Source organism: Pantoea sp. X-Soil-ISGK-275, from assembly GCF_059730795.1.
The window spans coordinates 1,864,066-1,880,600 of the sequence record NZ_AP035976.1; the positions used below are offsets into that span (position 1 = coordinate 1,864,066).

A 16,535-nucleotide genomic window follows, 5' to 3' on the forward strand; every position below is an offset into this window, starting at 1 on the left:
CAGCCAATCTTATCTATGACTCTGCTGGATCAGCTTGCTTCCCAGGCAAACCGCCGCAGCCAGCGCTGGCTCATCACACTCAGTGCGCTGCTGTTGCTGCTCATTGGGCTTAGCCTGTCGGCCGGTGACAGCTGGATCTCCCCAACACAATGGTTTTCGGCGCAAGGCGATCTGTTCGTCTGGCAGCTGCGCATGCCGCGTACGCTGGCGGTGTTGCTGGTGGGTGCGGCGCTGGCAGTGTGCGGCGTGGTGATGCAGGCACTGTTCAATAATCCGCTGGCGGAACCCGGCTTATTGGGTGTGTCGAATGGGGCAGGAATTGGTCTGGTATTGGGCGTGATGCTTGGCAACGGTTCGTTATGGAGCTTAGCGCTGGCGGCAATGGCCGGTGCACTGCTGATCACCCTGATTCTGCTGCACTTCGCCCACAAACAACTGTCGGTAAGCCGCTTACTGTTGACCGGCGTGGCGCTCGGCATTATCTGTAGCGCCATCATGACGTGGGCGGTGTACTTTAGCACCAGCCTCGATCTGCGCCAGCTGATGTACTGGATGATGGGCGGTTTTAGCGGCATCGACTGGCGCTATGGCTGGATGATGCTGGCGCTGCTGCCGGTTACGCTGCTGCTGATCGCTACCGCGCGCACGCTGAATTTGCTGGCGCTGGGCGAAACCTCGGCGCGTCAGCTCGGATTACCGCTGCTGCTGTGGCGCAACCTGCTGGTGCTGGCGATGGGCTGGCTGGTGGGCGTGAGCGTGGCGATGGCGGGGGCAATCGGCTTTGTCGGTCTGGTGATCCCGCATTTGTTGCGTCTCAGCGGTTTCAGCGATCATCGTTATTTGTTGCCTGCGGCGGCTTTAGCCGGTGCCGCAGTGCTGCTGGGCGCGGATATTATTGCGCGGCTGGTATTAACCTCCGCCGAACTGCCGATTGGCGTGGTAACCGCCACGCTCGGCGCGCCGCTGTTTATCGTGTTATTAGTGAAGTCTTCGCGCTAGCTTTGGCTGGCAACGTGTTATTAACAACAGGAATCGACTATGAGCATTTATCAAACAGAACTGGTGACGCTGGACGGTGAAAAAACCTCGCTGGCCGCCTTTGAAGGCAAGGTGCTGCTGGTGGTGAACGTGGCATCAAAATGCGGCCTGACGGCGCAGTACGAGCAGTTAGAATCGCTGCAGAAAGCCTGGCAGGATAAGAACTTCAGCGTGCTGGGCTTCCCGTGCAATCAGTTCCTCGAGCAAGAGCCGGGCAGCAACGAAGAGATCAAAACCTTCTGCAGCACCACCTACGGCGTGACTTTCCCGATGTTCGATAAAACTGACGTCAACGGCGAGCATCGTCATCCGCTCTATGCGCAGCTGACGGCGGCGCAGCCAGTGGCGCAACGCCCGGAAGGCAGCGGTTTCCTTGAGCGCATGGAGAGCAAAGGCCGCGCGCCGAAAGCGCCAGGCGATATCCTGTGGAACTTCGAGAAGTTCCTCATTAATAAGCAGGGCAAAGTGATTGCGCGCTTCTCACCGGATATGACGCCGGACGATCCCATCATCCTGAAAAGTGTAGAGCAGGCGCTGGCCGAGTAAATGCTATTGCAGTGTCAGGGAGTCAGCGTCGCAGGGCGGCTGGCTCCCGTTGAACTTAGCGTTAACGCCGGTGAGTTAGTACATCTGGTGGGGCCGAACGGTGCGGGCAAAAGTACCTTGCTCAACGTGCTGTCCGGTTTGTTGCCGAGTCAGGGCCGCATTGTGCTGGATGGTGCCCCGCTGTCCACGTTAAACGGTGCGGCATTGGCTCAGTTGCGCGGCTGGCTGCCGCAGCAGCAGATGGCGCCGGGACCAATGCCGGTGTGGCATTACTTACGCATGCATATCTCCGCCCAAACGGCAGAAACGGACCGCGTTTTACTGGATGTGTTCGCGCAGTTAGCTCTGCAGGATAAGCTGACGCGCAGCCTGACGCAGCTTTCTGGCGGTGAATGGCAACGTGTGCGGCTGGCTGCCGTGTTGTTACAGGTACATCCGGCGATCAATCCTCGCGGCAAACTGCTGCTGCTGGATGAGCCGATGAGCGCTCTCGACGTGGCGCAACAGCGCGTAGTTGATAAGTTGCTGGCCGAACTGTGCCGTAGCGGCCTGGCAATTGTTGCCAGCGGGCACGACCTCAATCACAGCCTGCGTCACGCCGATCGCGTGTGGCTAATGCATCAAGGCTCGGTGGTACGTCAGGGCCGCGCCCGCGAGGTGCTGACCGCTGCGCAATTAGCGCCGCTTTACCAAACCCCGTTTGAACAAATCGATACTGCACAAGGCCCGCTACTGTTTATTCCCTGACAGAGGATTGCGTGCCGTGGCGCTTTGCCGCTAAAGTGTCAGCCGGACGAGGGAGAGAGGAAAAGGCTGATGCGGCTGACAATTTTGATTTTGGCACTGTTGCTGGCGGGCTGTAGCCACCATGCGCCGCCGCCTAATGGTCGCCTGTCTGATTCCATCACCGTGATTGCCCAACTTAACGATCAGCTGAGCCGCTGGCGCGGAACGCCGTATCGCTACGGCGGGTTAAGCCGCGGTGGCGTGGACTGTTCCGGCTTCGTCTACCTGACCTTCCGCGATAAATTTGAGATGCAATTGCCGCGCTCGACCATTGACCAAACCGACATTGGTACGCGCATCGACAAAGGCGATCTGCTGCCTGGCGATCTGGTGTTCTTCAAAACCGGCAGTGGAGAAAACGGTTTACACGTGGGTATTTACGATACCGACAACACCTTTATTCACGCCTCGACCAGCCAGGGTGTGATCCGCTCTTCGCTGGATAACGTTTACTGGCGCAAAGTATTTTGGCAGGCGCGTCGCATCTAAATAGTGCTTATATCGCTTAATAAAGACGCGGAAAAAGAAAGGTTATCTCACCCTGAATTAATTCCGAATCGTGCCGATATTTAACTATCATTTAGAATGGCACTTTACCCGCCATCGATTTAATACTATTAATAAAGCTAAATTTATTTAATTGGTATGGATATTAACCCCGGCTTATTTGGCTTAAGTATTATTTGCGGCTTAAATCGGCGTAATAAGACCTAAAACGGCACCTCTTCAAACGTTTGGTCCTATTGCCTGGTGGTATTCGTTGATATACGATGCGCCAATTGCCATTGCTTCTGGCTTGAAAAATGAAAGTCCATTTGTCTGCCGACTATCAGTCGGAAACCTGGTTTTATCCAGTTTACTCTCTGGCGAGCCAGCTGACTGCGGTCGAGCTGGTGACGCAATTTGTCCACGACAGCGCACCTATTACGCTGCCGCAGGATTTGCTATTGCCACAATTGGACGATGCGCAGCAATTACGTTTGCTGCAAAGCCAGCTTTCATTGCTGGAAAAGTACCGCGACTTTTTTGAGGTTAATCAAATTACCGCGTTGGTACGTATCGATGATTCCATGGCCAATACACTTTTGGCCAGCGAATTTCTGTTAAGGAAATTCCGACAAATTCCTTTTATTGTTTTGGATATCAGCGAAACGTTTCCGCAATTATCTTTGGGTAAATCCCATCCTTTGCTCGCCGCATTACAAAGTGAATTTCGTTTATCGCTTTCACAATTTGGTGCAGGAAAAGCACCGGCAACAGCGGTCTACGATAATCTGTTTAGCGTGTTAAAACTGGATAAAGTCTTTATTCAGAACCTGGCAAAACGTGCCTCGTTTACGCCTTTTATTCAGACGGTTATCAATAATTTTTCTGATTTTGCGGAGCAGATCATTATTTGTGGTATTGACGATAACCAAATGATGGAAAAGATGAGCACGTTGAGTGGTGCGCAGCTGCAGGGCAGCCTGTTCCCGGTGGTTAAAGCTGAACGTCTTAGCGATCTCATCTATTCCGATCTGAATTTACACACGCCTTCGCAGCAGTAATCCTTTCGCCTGTCTTCCGCGCCGCGTCGGCGTTACAATCCTGGTTATCTTAAAACTCAATGCGGGTGCCTTAGTTAAGCGCACCTTCCGGAGTGTCGATGCAATTTACCAATAGCTGGCAGCAAGAATTAGCCGGATTCTACACCGCGCTGGACCCAACGCCATTGGCAGGTGGACGGCTGTTTTATCACAATGCGCCGCTGGCACAAGAGATGGGTTTAGACGATGCACTGTTCGCCGGCAACGGGCATGGCGTGTGGTCAGGGCGCGAACTGTTGCCCGGCATGTCGCCGCTGGCGCAGGTGTATAGCGGCCACCAGTTTGGCGTCTGGGCGGGACAACTGGGCGATGGGCGCGGCATTCTGCTGGGTGAACAGCAGCTGACGAATGGGCGTAAGCTCGACTGGCACTTAAAAGGCGCCGGTTTGACCCCGTATTCGCGCATGGGCGACGGTCGCGCGGTGATCCGCTCCAGCGTACGCGAATTCCTCGCGTCCGAAGCGCTGCATCATCTTGGCATTCCCACCACGCGCGCGCTGGCGCTCGCCATCGGCGATGAACCGGTGCTGCGCGAAACCCAGGAACGCGGTGCGATGCTGATGCGCATTGCCGACAGCCATCTGCGTTTCGGCCATTTTGAGCATTTCTATTACGGCGGTGAACAAGACAAAGTGCGCCAGCTGGCGGATTACGCTATTCGCCATCACTGGCCGCAGCTAAAAGAGGAAGCGGACCGTTATCTGCTGTGGTTCACCGATATCGTCAAACGCACCGCCAGCCTGATCGCCCATTGGCAAAGCGTGGGCTTTGCGCACGGCGTGATGAACACCGATAACATGTCGATTCTGGGCTTAACGCTGGATTACGGTCCGTACGGTTTCCTCGACGACTATCAGCCGGATTACATCTGCAATCACAGTGATTATCAGGGCCGCTACGCCTTCGAAAATCAGCCGATGATTGGCCTGTGGAACCTTAATCGCCTGGCGCACGCCTTGTCGGGCTTAATGACCACCGAGCAGCTTAAACAGGCGCTCGGCCACTATGAAAACGAGCTGATGCGCGTCTGGGGCGAGAAAATGCGTGCCAAACTCGGCTTGCTGACGGCGGATGCCAATGACAACACGCTTCTGACCGGCTTGCTTGCGATGATGACGGCGGAACGCAGTGATTACACGCTGACCTTCCGCATGCTAAGCGACACGCAGCAAGATGAAAGCCGTTCGCCGTTGCGGGATGAGTTTATCGATCGTGACGCTTTTGATCGCTGGTACAGCGATTATCGCCAGCGGCTGTTGCAAGACCACGCCAGCGATGCGCAGCGTCAGGCGGTGATGAAGGCGGCCAATCCGGCGCTAGTATTGCGCAACTATCTGGCGCAGCAGGTGATTGAAGAGGTAGAAAACGGCGAGACCACGGCGTTAACTAAACTGCATAGCGCGTTACAGCAGCCGTTTAGCGATGCGGCCGTCAGCGCCGAGTTGCGCCAACGGCCACCAGAGTGGGGCAAAACGCTGGAAGTGAGTTGTTCCAGCTAAGCGTCAGTTAAAAACGGCTGTCGACAGCGGCAGCCAGTTTTGCCAGCACCTCGGCGCTGTCTTCCCAGCCGAGGCAGGGATCGGTGATCGACTGGCCGTAGGTTAGCGCTTCACCGCTCACCACTTTCTGATTCCCTTCCTGCAGGAAACTCTCAATCATCACACCCGCGACCGCGCGCGATCCGGCACGAATTTGCGCCGTCACGTCATCGGCAACATCACGCTGACGACCGTGCTGCTTCAGGCAGTTGCCGTGGCTGAAGTCGATTACCAGCTGCTCCGGCAGATTGAAGTCGCGCAGATTGGCCGCCGCTGCCGCCACATCTTCGGCGTGATAGTTGGGCTGACGACCGCCGCGCAGGATCATGTGACCATGCGGATTGCCGCTGGTTTGATAAATGGTCATCTGACCGTTTTTATCCGGTGACAGGAACATGTGGCTGGCGCGCGCGGCGCGAATCGCATCGACCGCGATCTGCACGTTGCCGTCGGTGCCGTTCTTGAAACCGACCGGGCAGGAGAGCGCCGATGCCATCTCACGGTGGATCTGGCTTTCAGTGGTTCGCGCGCCAATTGCGCCCCAGCTGATCAGGTCGGCAATAAACTGGCCGATCACCATATCGAGGAATTCGGTGGCGGTTGGCATGCCCAGCGCGTTGATATCCAGCAGCAGTTTGCGCGCGATGGCGATGCCGCGATTGACATCATAGCTACCATCCAGATCCGGATCGGAAATCAGGCCTTTCCAGCCAATCACGGTGCGCGGTTTTTCAAAATAGGCGCGCATGACAATTTCCAGACGATCTTTATGGCGCTCGCGCAGCACGTTCAGACGTTCAGCATACTCAATCGCCGCTTTAGGATCGTGCAGCGAGCAAGGGCCAATAATCACTAAAAGACGCGGATCTTCGCCGGTCAGAATGCGCGCGATGCGTTGACGGGAAGCCGTGACGTTGGCGGCAATCTCTGCCGAAATAGGGTGTTCATGCGCGAGCGCAGCCGGCGTTAACAGGCTACCGATGCGCGCGGTACGCAGTTCATCAGTCTTGTTCATTGGGATTCTCAAAAATTTGTTCTTCGCAGCGGTGAAATACCGGGAAGTGATGGTGGTCACAATAAACTAATAGCCTGCGAATTCAACCTGCTAAAAACAAAGGTCTTCAAATTAGACGGAAGCGTGGCTTTACGATTCAAATACAGGTCAGGAATGTAGTAACGAGGTCGCCATAAATGGCGACCCTACGAATGTGTTGTGCGGTTTTTGTAGGGGCGCCATTTATGGCGACCGGCAGCAATACCTAATACATGTTGCGGTTCAGGCCCATGATGTCGAGGATTTTGGTGGCGATCTCCTCCACCGAATAATTGGTGCTGTTGAGATAACGAATCTGATTGGTGCGGAACAGCGCTTCCACTTCGCCCACCTCGAGACGGCATTGGCGCAGCGAGGCGTAACGGGTATTTTCCGCGCGTTCCTGGCGAATCGCCGCCAGACGTTCAGGATCGATGGTCAACCCAAACAGCTTATGCTGATGTGCACGCAGCGCCGGCGGCAGTTTCAGGTTATCCATATCATCGGCAATAAACGGATAGTTAGCGGCGCGCACGCCAAACTGCATCGCTAAATACAAGCTGGTGGGCGTTTTCCCGCAGCGAGAAACGCCGAGCAGAATTACCTGCGCATCTTCCAAACCGCGCAAAGAAATGCCGTCATCATGCGCGAGGGTATAATCGATGGCCGCGATACGCGCGTCATATTTGCCGAGGTTGCTGGCAGTTAAACCGTGTGTGCGGTGCGCCACCGGCATTGACGCCACGCCCAGCTCGCTTTGCAGCGGTGCCACCAGCGCCTGCACGATGTCCTGACAAAAGCCTTCACTCTCGAGAATAATTTCGCGTACATCGGGCGTAACAATAGAGAAGAACACCAGCGGGCGCACGCCGCTCTGCTGATAGAGCGCGTTAATCTGCGCTTTAACCGCTTGAGCGCGTTGCACATTCTCAACAAACGGCAGCGTCACGCTGTGGGCCATCACCGGGAACTGAGATAACACCGCATGGCCCAGTACTTCGGCGGTTATGGCGGTGCCATCAGAAATGTAAAATACGCTGCGTTCAGTGTTCATCGTGCAAATATCCTCTTGCGTATCAATGTCTAAATTATTGATGACAATATTTCATTTTAATTAATAGTAAAATGAAATATCCATATTGTCCGCTATTGTGCTCACAAAGATAAATCAGCGAATAATCAATATTAGATGAAATGCTGTTTTGAAAAGCGTTATTTTCGCGCATTTTCCTTTTCGCGCATGAAATAAAGTGTGAAGCCGTTGCGCAACGAAAATCAATCGCTAACCCTCTGAAAAAGGGAAAAATATCGTTGCAGCAATCAATTGGCGTGAAATAGCCCGGTTGCGCAACTCAATTAATTCTAAGTACTAATCCGATTTTGCCTTTCTTTTCCTGCTTTAACGATTCAACACTTAGTCTTTATTTATCGGTTGTGCCAGGCTGTTTTGGCGAATAGCAAAATGTTCCATGTGTATTCACATCATTTAAAAGGATAATCTCAATGTCCAATCAAGACCAACAGTCGCTAGTGCTCTGGTACAACCAGCTTGGCATGCATGATGTTGATCGGGTGGGAGGCAAGAATGCTTCCCTGGGAGAAATGATTACGAATTTGTCGTCGCTGGGTGTTTCCGTGCCAAACGGTTATGCGACCACATCTTATGCGTTTAATCTGTTCCTCGATCAAAGCGGACTGAACCAGCGTATTTATGATTTGCTGGATAAAACGGATGTTGATGATGTTGCTGAGCTCGCGCAAGCGGGTAAACAGATTCGTCAATGGGTGGTCGATACGCCATTCCAGCCTGAGCTGGAAGCGGCGATTCGTAGCGCCTACGAACAACTCTCTGCTGATGATGCCGACGCCTCCTTTGCGGTGCGATCGTCAGCCACCGCCGAGGATATGCCCGATGCCTCGTTTGCCGGCCAGCAGGAGACTTTCCTTAACGTGCAGGGCTATGACGCGGTGATCATCGCGGTGAAGCACGTGTATGCCTCTTTATTTAACGATCGCGCTATCTCTTACCGTGTGCATCAGGGCTACGACCATCGCGGCGTAGCGCTCTCGGCCGGTATTCAGCGCATGGTGCGATCGGATCTCGCCTCCTCGGGCGTGATGTTTACCATTGATACCGAATCAGGCTTCGATCAGGTGGTGTTTATCACTTCAGCCTTTGGTTTGGGTGAAATGGTGGTGCAGGGCGCGGTTAACCCCGATGAGTTCTACGTGCACAAACCGACGCTGGCAGCCAATCGCCCGGCGATTGTGCGTCGCACCATGGGCTCGAAAAAGCTGCGCATGGTGTACGCCGATTCGCAGGAGCATGGCGAGCAGGTGCGCATTGAAGATGTCGAGCAGGAACAGCGCGATCGCTTCAGCTTAACCGATGATGAAGTGCAGGCGCTGGCGCGTCAGGCGGTGCTGATTGAGCAGCACTACAAACGCCCAATGGACATTGAGTGGGCGAAAGATGGCCACACCGGCAAACTGTTCATCGTGCAGGCGCGTCCGGAAACGGTGCGCTCCAACGGTCAGGTGATGGAACGCTATACGCTGCAGGGTAAAGGCAAAGTGGTGGTCGAGGGCCGCGCCATTGGTCATCGCATCGGTGCCGGTGAAGTTAAAGTGATTCACGACATCAGCGAGATGCACCGCATTGAAAAAGGCGATGTGCTGGTGACCGACATGACCGATCCCGATTGGGAACCGATCATGAAGAAAGCCTCGGCCATCGTCACCAATCGCGGCGGTCGCACCTGCCACGCGGCGATCATCGCGCGTGAACTGGGCATTCCGGCGGTGGTGGGCTGTGGCGATGCCACCGAACACCTGAAAGATGGCCACAAAGTCACGGTTTCCTGTGCCGAAGGCGATACCGGTTATGTCTATAACGAACTGCTGGACTTCGAAGTCACCAGCTCGCAGGTCGATACCATGCCGGAACTGCCGCTGAAGATTATGATGAATATCGGTAACCCGGATCGTGCCTTTGATTTCGCCTGCTTGCCGAATGAAGGTGTTGGCCTGGCGCGTCTGGAATTCATCATTAACCGCATGATTGGCGTGCATCCGAAAGCGCTGCTGGAGTTTGATCAGCAGACGCCAGAACTGCAGCAGCAGATTCGTCAGATGATGAAAGGCTTTGATGATCCGATTGAGTTTTACATCGGCCGTCTGACCGAAGGGATTGCGACCTTGGGTGCGGCGTTTGCGCCGAAACGCGTGATTGTTCGTCTCTCGGATTTCAAAACCAACGAATACGCCAACCTGGTCGGCGGCGAGCGTTACGAGCCGGAAGAAGAAAACCCGATGCTCGGTTTCCGTGGCGCCGGTCGTTACGTTGCTGACAACTTCCGCGATTGCTTCAAGCTGGAGTGCGAAGCGGTGAAGCGCGTGCGTAACGAAATGGGACTGACCAACGTTGAGATCATGATTCCGTTCGTGCGTACCGTCGATCAAGCTGAAGCGGTGGTCGCCGAGCTGGCGAAAAACGGTCTGAAGCGCGGCGAGAACGGCCTGAAAGTGATCATGATGTGTGAGATCCCGTCCAACGCCTTGCTGGCTGAACAGTTCCTCGAGCACTTCGATGGCTTCTCCATCGGCTCAAATGACATGACGCAGCTGGCGCTGGGCCTCGATCGCGACTCTGGCGTGGTGTCCGCGCTGTTTGATGAGCGTAACGATGCGGTGAAAGCACTGTTGTCGATGTCGATCAAAGCAGCGAAAAAGCAGGGCAAATACGTCGGGATTTGTGGTCAGGGCCCGTCGGATCATCAGGACTTTGCGGCATGGTTAATGGAGCAGGGCATTGATAGCCTGTCGCTGAATCCGGATACCGTGGTTGAAACCTGGTTAGGTTTGGCAGAGCTCAACGCTGCGAAACATTAACCAAGCGGCAATTTGATGCTTCAAATGAGAATTTGACGTGTCTTTAAGGTAATTATCAAGGCCAGCGCTGCTGGCCTTGTTGTTTTGCCTGAAAAAAAGCCAAAAAAAAGCCCATCACAGGGGATGGGCAAAGACTACACACAGCAATTCTTTACTTTACTCAGGGGAATAAGGTTGTTTAAAAATCAGTAGCTTGATTCCAAACATAGGAAACATGTTATTGATCAGGCCCGCTGGCGTCTTTAAGAATCCTCTTATTAGTTTAAAGCTGATAACCTTTCGTGGTGATTTTCTTAGTGATCGACCGCTGTTTCAGCTGCAAAAATAATCATTCCGTAAGCAAATCCCACTTAAAGCGCCTAAAACTGCGTTTTTTCTTAAAAATCGCTTATGAAAAAAAATAATTATCAGTAAGGAATGCAAGGTGACGACGTTGAGGCATTAGGCGGGTTAAAGTAAGGCCAGTGTAAAACGGAGAGTTTGCGTATCGTTGTTGGATGGGCATAAAGGTGTATCAGGTCGCCATAAATGGCGACCCTACGAATAACTTAATGTTCTTCTTCGTGATCGGCCAGTGCTTCGATGGCGGTTTGCATATCGTCATCCGGTTCAGGTGCTTCATGCATCCACACCGAAACCAGACGATAAGAGACCGCCAATACCACCGGACCGATAAACAGTCCGATCATACCGAAGGCAATCAATCCGCCAATGACGCCAGAGAGGATCAGGATCATCGGTAAATCGGCGCCCATGCGAATCAATACCGGACGCAACACGCTGTCCAACGTACCGACCACGCAGCTCCATACCAGCAGCACCGTGCCCCATGTGGTATCGCCGCTCCAGTAGAGCCAGATAATCGCTGGCACTAACACCACCAGCGGTCCGAGCTGCACCAGACAAGTGAGGATCATCAGCACGGTTAACAGCGTGGCGTAAGGAATGCCGGAAATGGCTAAACCGATGCCGCCGAGTACGCCCTGCACCAGCGCGGTGACCACCACGCCCAGCGCCACGGCGCGAATCGCCTGACCAGCCAGCAGCACTGCGGCATCACCACGGCGTCCGCTCATGCGATAAGCAAAATGACGAATCCCGTGGCCCACCTGCTCACCGCGCCAGTAGAGCAACACGCTGAACAGCAGCATCACGATGAGGTGCATCATAAAGCGGCCAAAGTGTCCGGCCTGCGCCACGAAGAAACCCGTTGTACGACCAATATAAGGCTGCACCTGATTAAGCATCGCCGCGCCGCCGCCATCCACCAATTTGTGGTAGCTGGAATAGAGTTTTCTGCCGACATAGGGAATCTGTCGCAACCAATCAAAGTCAGGCATCACCAGATGGCGCTGCGTTGCCCAGGCAATTACCGGCGCGCTGTTATCAATCAGGCTGCTGACCAGCAGGGCGATAGGAATAATAAACAGCAGTAATAGCAAAATGGTCATGGCGATGACCGCCAGCGAGCGGCGTCCCCATAACATCTGTTGCAGACGAATCATCAACGGCCAGGTGGCGATCACCACCATGCTGGCCCAGGCGAAGCCGAGAATAAAGGGCTGCACCACCCACAGACTGGCGATGATCATGATCAGAATGAACATCAGTGAAAACAGCATTTGCGGTAAATCCATACCGCGTTGCAGGTCTTTCATCACAACGGTTAACCTCGATTGAATCCTTCAGAGTGGGGCTGAACAGCCCTGATTAATGATGATCTATTTCCTGAAAATTAAACAGGAAAAGCAGCGACGGCGGCGCGCTTTCCTGAAAAAACAGCAGCCAGCAGAAAAGTATGATAAAACCAAGGGCTGAAAAAAATTACGACGCAAACGTTTACAACATCTCGGTCACTCAATAATGATCCCACAGATTTCTCAGGCACCGGGCCTCGTTCAACTGGTGCTGTCATTCCTGCAGTCCTTAAAAGAGCAAGGCTTTACCGGCGATACCGCCACCAGCTATGCCGATCGCCTCTCGCTTTCCACCGACAACAGTATTTATCAGCTGCTGCCTGATGCGGCGCTGTTTCCGCGCTCGACGGCGGATGTAGCCTTGATTGCGCGCCTCGCCGGTGAAACCCGCTTTACCAGCCTGGTGTTTACGCCACGCGGTGGCGGTACCGGCACCAACGGGCAGTCGCTCAATCAGGGCATCGTGGTGGATATGTCGCGCTACATGAACCGCATCCTGGAAATCAACACCGAGCAAGGTTGGGTGCGTGTCGAAGCGGGTGTGGTGAAAGATCAGCTCAATGCGTGGCTCAAGCCGTATGGCTTCTTCTTCTCGCCGGAGCTCTCCACCAGCAACCGCGCCACGCTTGGCGGCATGATCAACACTGATGCATCGGGCCAGGGATCGCTGGTGTATGGCAAAACCTCCGATCACGTTGAAGGACTGCGTGCGGTGCTGCTTGGCGGCGATATCCTCGATACGCGCGCCATGCCGACTGCCCTGGCGGAACAACTGGCGAACACGCCAACGGCGGAAGGGCGCATTTATCAGCAGGTGTTAAGCCGCTGTCGTGAACAGCGCGATCTGATTCTGGAGAAATTTCCCAAGCTCAATCGCTTCCTGACCGGCTACGACCTGCGTCATGTGTTCAGTGATGATTTACAGACATTCGATCTGACGCGTTTGCTGTGCGGCGCGGAAGGTACATTGGCCTTTATTACTGAAGCGCGCCTCGACATCACGCCTATCCCGAAAGTGCGTCGTTTGGTGAACATCAAATACGACTCCTTCGACTCGGCCCTGCGTAACGCCCCTTTTATGGTGGAAGCCAAAGCGCTGTCGGTAGAAACCGTTGACTCAAAAGTACTGAACCTGGCGCGTGAAGATATCGTCTGGCATTCGGTAAATGAATTAATTACCGATGTGCCAGACAAAGAGATGCTCGGCCTCAACATCGTGGAGTTTGCCGGTGATGATGGCGAACTGATTGAGCAGCAAATCAGCACGCTGTGCCAGCGCCTCAATGAGCTGATGCAGCAGCAGATGGGCGGCGTGATCGGCTATCAACTGTGCAACGATTTAGGCGGCATTGATCGCATCTATAATATGCGCAAAAAAGCGGTTGGCCTGTTGGGGAACGCCAAAGGGCGCGCCAAGCCGATTCCGTTTGTGGAAGATACCGCCGTGCCGCCAGAGCAGCTGGCGGATTACATCGTCGATTTTCGCGCATTGCTTGACAGCCACGGCCTGAGTTACGGCATGTTTGGTCACGTGGATGCCGGCGTGCTGCATGTGCGTCCGGCGCTGGATATGTGCGATCCGCAGCAGGAGCTGCTGATGAAGCAGATCTCCGATGAAGTGGTGGCGCTGACCGCACGCTACGGCGGGTTATTGTGGGGTGAACACGGCAAAGGTTTCCGCGCGCAATACAGCCCGGAATTCTTTGGTGAGACGCTGTTCAACGAATTGCGCCGTATCAAAGCCGCCTTCGATCCAGATAACCGCATGAATCCCGGCAAGATCTGTACGCCGCTGGGCAGTGATGAACCGATGATGCAGGTTGATGCGGTGAAACGCGGCACCTACGATCGACAGATTCCGGTCACGGTGCGCAACGAGTGGCGTGGCGCGATGGAGTGTAATGGTAACGGCTTGTGCTTCAACTTTGATGCGCGTAGCCCGATGTGCCCGTCGATGAAAATCACCCGCAACCGCATTCACTCACCGAAAGGGCGCGCCACACTCACGCGTGAATGGTTGCGCTTGCTCTCCGAGCAGGGCGTGGATCCCGTTCAGCTGGAGCAGGCGCTGCCCAAACAGGGCGCCAGCTTGCGTACGTTGATTCAGCGCACGCGCAATACCTGGCATGCGAATCAGGGCGAATATGACTTCTCGCACGAAGTGAAAGAGGCGATGTCGGGCTGTCTGGCGTGTAAAGCCTGTTCGACGCAGTGCCCGATCAAGATCGATGTGCCGAACTTCCGTTCACGCTTCCTGCAGCTTTATCACACGCGCTATCTGCGTCCGATGAGCGATCATCTGGTGGCTAGCGTGGAAAGTTACGCGCCGTTGATGGCTAAAGCGCCCAAGGTGTTCAACTTCTTCCTTAAGCAGCCGTGGATGCGCGAGCTGAGCAAAACGCATATCGGCATGGTGGATTTGCCACTGCTGTCATCGCCAAGCCTCAAGCAGCAGTTAGGCGGTCATCCAGCGATGAACCTGACGCTGGAGCAGTTAGAAGCACTGGATGCGGCGGAACGTGAAAACTGTGTGCTGGTGGTACAAGATCCTTTCACCAGCTATTACGAAGCGCAGCTGGTGACCGATTTCGTCAAGCTGATTGAGAAACTCGGTTATCGTCCGGTGCTGCTGCCGTTTTCACCGAACGGCAAGGCGCAGCATGTGAAAGGCTTCCTGCAACGCTTTGCACGTACCGCCAGCAAAACCGCCGATTTTCTCAACCGCGTGGCGAAACTGGGCATGCCGATGGTCGGCGTCGATCCGGCGACCGTACTTTGCTATCGCGACGAATACAACCAGGTGCTGGGCGATCAGCGCGGCGAGTTTAGCGTGCAACTGGTGCACGAGTGGCTGCAAACCGCCTTGTCTCCTCGCGCGGAACAAACCGCCAGCGGCGAAGCCTGGTATCTGTTTGCGCACTGCACCGAAGTGACCGCGCTGCCCTCCACGCCGAATCAGTGGCAGAGCATTTTTGCACGCTTTGGCGCGAAGCTGGAAAACGTCAACGTCGGTTGTTGCGGCATGGCGGGAACCTATGGCCACGAAAGCGAAAACCTGGAGAATTCACTGGGGATTTATGAGCTTTCCTGGCATCCGCAACTGCAAAAGCTGCCGCGTCAACGCTGTCTCGCAACCGGCTTTTCCTGTCGTAGTCAGGTAAAACGCGCAGAAGGCAATGGCATGCGTCATCCACTGCAAGCGTTACTGGAAATGATGTAAACAAATTGTAGGAGTCGTCACAAAGCTGGATTAGAATATCCAGCCTGCGTGGCGAACAAAATCACTCTGCAGGCGGGTAGCTTGATCCCACTCGCCGCTCAGCGCCAGTTGATGACACAAACGTGTTAATGACAGGCGCGCCAGTTGATAGGCCTGAATCCGAAACAAACGGTCACGATCGGCATTGCCCATCTCCTGCACTAAGCGGTGATGGAGCTTGCCCATGGCATGCAGAAAGCTGTGATCGTCGCCGTTGAGTTCGCAGATTTCTGCCATATCGAGGCAGGTGTCGTTGAAGCGACGCAGTTGGTCTAGAGTGCAATCGGTGCGGTTGAGCTTTGCCTGAGCCATGTAGAAGTCAACGGTGATATCGCGCACCGAAAACTTATATTCGTCGATTTTATGTTGTAACCAGGCTGAGACGGTAAGCGTCATATCGCCACCTTTTTAGGTTAATGATAATCATTATCATATTAAACCGCGTCAGGAATGCAATTCCCGCTGTGAAATTTTATTGATTTCTTCTGCCTGTTACTAAAATCGGCAATAACAATTTCTTTACATTGTAGAAAGGCGTAACCTATCAATCAGGATTAAATCGTAAAATTGATTTTAAAAAATTTGCGGCAATTTAACGGGTTACGCTGGTCAGGCACGCACAGGAATGCCGCCGTCAATCTGCTTTGAAGCGACTATGCTTAATAAAGCAGCAGTGAAAAATAGCACGAGATGATTATCCCTGCAAAACAAGAGGTTGAAGTGATATCTGATATCACTACCATAGGGGGATAGCCTGAAAAGGCCCAGACATACGAGGTAGCACAATGTCATCAGTAAATGCCGACTCCTTTTCACCCGAAGATTTCGTCTGGAAAGGGCTCACGCTGACCGAATCGGCAGCGAAACAGATTCTTAACCTGGTAGAACAAGACCCTGAAGTCAAGGGCTTGAAACTGGGTGTGAAAACGTCCGGCTGTGCCGGCTTTGGGTACGTCATGGATCTGGTAAAGGATCCTGCCGATGACGACCTGCAGTTTGAGCAATTCGGCGCAAAACTGTTTGTGCCACTTCAGGCGATGCCGTTTGTTGACGGTACCGAGCTGGATTATGTCCGCGAAGGTCTTAACCAGATTTTTAAATTCAACAACCCTAAAGCTCAACACGCCTGCGGGTGCGGTGAAAGCTTTGGCGTCGAGTAAG

The 16,535-nt window shown here is 54.0% G+C and carries 13 protein-coding genes and 1 other RNA gene; 9 read left to right on the forward strand and 5 right to left on the reverse strand.

The window, feature by feature from the left end:
• The first annotated feature begins 15 nt into the window (after positions 1-15).
• From btuC to AC6I8A_RS08725, 6 genes are all read left to right on the forward strand, one after another.
• Positions 16-999 (forward strand): vitamin B12 ABC transporter permease BtuC, encoded by a 984-nt coding sequence (gene btuC / locus AC6I8A_RS08700; RefSeq protein ID WP_256696317.1) that lies wholly within the window; start codon positions 16-18, stop codon positions 997-999.
• Positions 1,000-1,038: 39 nt separating this feature from the next.
• A complete protein-coding gene (locus tag AC6I8A_RS08705; protein WP_256696318.1) occupies positions 1,039-1,584 on the forward strand; it encodes a glutathione peroxidase in 546 nt (181 codons plus the stop codon).
• A complete protein-coding gene (gene btuD / locus AC6I8A_RS08710) occupies positions 1,585-2,331 on the forward strand; it encodes a vitamin B12 ABC transporter ATP-binding protein BtuD (protein WP_497818320.1) in 747 nt (248 codons plus the stop codon).
• A 69-nt stretch (positions 2,332-2,400) separates the two neighbouring features.
• Positions 2,401-2,859 carry an NlpC/P60 family protein gene (locus tag AC6I8A_RS08715; RefSeq protein WP_008102952.1) on the forward strand — a complete coding sequence of 153 codons (459 nt, stop codon included), beginning with the start codon at positions 2,401-2,403 and terminating at the stop codon, positions 2,857-2,859.
• A gap of 314 nt (positions 2,860-3,173) precedes the next feature.
• Complete coding sequence (locus tag AC6I8A_RS08720) at positions 3,174-3,917, forward strand: EAL domain-containing protein (RefSeq protein WP_497818321.1); 744 nt, start codon at positions 3,174-3,176, stop codon at positions 3,915-3,917.
• A 98-nt stretch (positions 3,918-4,015) separates the two neighbouring features.
• Positions 4,016-5,455, forward strand: coding sequence for a protein adenylyltransferase SelO (locus AC6I8A_RS08725; RefSeq protein WP_497818322.1), 1,440 nt, complete (start codon positions 4,016-4,018; stop codon positions 5,453-5,455).
• A gap of 7 nt (positions 5,456-5,462) precedes the next feature.
• On the opposite strand, the gene AC6I8A_RS08730 is transcribed toward AC6I8A_RS08725, so the two are convergent.
• Together AC6I8A_RS08730 and ppsR are read right to left on the reverse strand one after the other, a co-directional pair.
• Positions 5,463-6,509 carry a 3-deoxy-7-phosphoheptulonate synthase gene (locus tag AC6I8A_RS08730; protein WP_312180416.1) on the reverse strand — a complete coding sequence of 349 codons (1,047 nt, stop codon included), beginning with the start codon at positions 6,507-6,509 and terminating at the stop codon, positions 5,463-5,465.
• Between the two features lie 244 nt (positions 6,510-6,753).
• Positions 6,754-7,581: a posphoenolpyruvate synthetase regulatory kinase/phosphorylase PpsR gene (gene ppsR / locus AC6I8A_RS08735; RefSeq protein WP_008102960.1), complete on the reverse strand. Its 828-nt coding sequence runs from the start codon at positions 7,579-7,581 to the stop codon at positions 6,754-6,756.
• Positions 7,582-8,030: 449 nt separating this feature from the next.
• Between ppsR and ppsA the strand changes: the two genes are divergently transcribed.
• Positions 8,031-10,418 (forward strand): phosphoenolpyruvate synthase, encoded by a 2,388-nt coding sequence (gene ppsA, locus AC6I8A_RS08740; protein WP_256696323.1) that lies wholly within the window; start codon positions 8,031-8,033, stop codon positions 10,416-10,418.
• Positions 10,419-10,517: 99 nt separating this feature from the next.
• On the opposite strand, the gene rprA is transcribed toward ppsA, so the two are convergent.
• An RNA gene (gene rprA, locus AC6I8A_RS08745) (antisense sRNA RprA) lies at positions 10,518-10,625 on the reverse strand.
• Positions 10,626-10,966: 341 nt separating this feature from the next.
• Positions 10,967-12,076, reverse strand: coding sequence for an AI-2E family transporter YdiK (gene ydiK / locus AC6I8A_RS08750; RefSeq protein WP_265296922.1), 1,110 nt, complete (start codon positions 12,074-12,076; stop codon positions 10,967-10,969).
• A 205-nt stretch (positions 12,077-12,281) separates the two neighbouring features.
• Here ydiK and ydiJ point away from each other — a divergent pair, with 205 nt between their 5' ends.
• Entirely contained in the window at positions 12,282-15,335 is a 3,054-nt protein-coding gene (ydiJ, locus tag AC6I8A_RS08755) for a D-2-hydroxyglutarate dehydrogenase YdiJ (protein WP_497818323.1), read from the forward strand.
• Between the two features lie 30 nt (positions 15,336-15,365).
• On the opposite strand, the gene AC6I8A_RS08760 is transcribed toward ydiJ, so the two are convergent.
• The gene (locus AC6I8A_RS08760; protein ID WP_008102969.1) at positions 15,366-15,770 is read right to left on the reverse strand and encodes a hypothetical protein; all 405 of its coding nucleotides are present in this window, start codon (positions 15,768-15,770) and stop codon (positions 15,366-15,368) included.
• A 389-nt stretch (positions 15,771-16,159) separates the two neighbouring features.
• Between AC6I8A_RS08760 and sufA the strand changes: the two genes are divergently transcribed.
• Positions 16,160-16,534 (forward strand): Fe-S cluster assembly scaffold SufA, encoded by a 375-nt coding sequence (sufA, locus tag AC6I8A_RS08765; RefSeq protein ID WP_007892717.1) that lies wholly within the window; start codon positions 16,160-16,162, stop codon positions 16,532-16,534.
• Position 16,535 lies beyond the last annotated feature (1 nt).

Coding starts and splice junctions, on each gene's coding strand:
- AC6I8A_RS08715 (WP_008102952.1), top strand. CDS start 2,401: ATGCGGCTGACAATTTTGATTTTGGCACTGTTGCTGGCGGGCTGTAGC.
- ppsR (WP_008102960.1), bottom strand. CDS start 7,581: ATGAACACTGAACGCAGCGTATTTTACATTTCTGATGGCACCGCCATA.
- ydiJ (WP_497818323.1), top strand. CDS start 12,282: ATGATCCCACAGATTTCTCAGGCACCGGGCCTCGTTCAACTGGTGCTG.
- AC6I8A_RS08730 (WP_312180416.1), bottom strand. CDS start 6,509: ATGAACAAGACTGATGAACTGCGTACCGCGCGCATCGGTAGCCTGTTA.
- AC6I8A_RS08725 (WP_497818322.1), top strand. CDS start 4,016: ATGCAATTTACCAATAGCTGGCAGCAAGAATTAGCCGGATTCTACACC.
- AC6I8A_RS08760 (WP_008102969.1), bottom strand. CDS start 15,770: ATGACGCTTACCGTCTCAGCCTGGTTACAACATAAAATCGACGAATAT.
- ydiK (WP_265296922.1), bottom strand. CDS start 12,076: ATGAAAGACCTGCAACGCGGTATGGATTTACCGCAAATGCTGTTTTCA.
- AC6I8A_RS08705 (WP_256696318.1), top strand. CDS start 1,039: ATGAGCATTTATCAAACAGAACTGGTGACGCTGGACGGTGAAAAAACC.
- AC6I8A_RS08720 (WP_497818321.1), top strand. CDS start 3,174: ATGAAAGTCCATTTGTCTGCCGACTATCAGTCGGAAACCTGGTTTTAT.
- btuD (WP_497818320.1), top strand. CDS start 1,585: ATGCTATTGCAGTGTCAGGGAGTCAGCGTCGCAGGGCGGCTGGCTCCC.
- btuC (WP_256696317.1), top strand. CDS start 16: ATGACTCTGCTGGATCAGCTTGCTTCCCAGGCAAACCGCCGCAGCCAG.
- sufA (WP_007892717.1), top strand. CDS start 16,160: ATGTCATCAGTAAATGCCGACTCCTTTTCACCCGAAGATTTCGTCTGG.
- ppsA (WP_256696323.1), top strand. CDS start 8,031: ATGTCCAATCAAGACCAACAGTCGCTAGTGCTCTGGTACAACCAGCTT.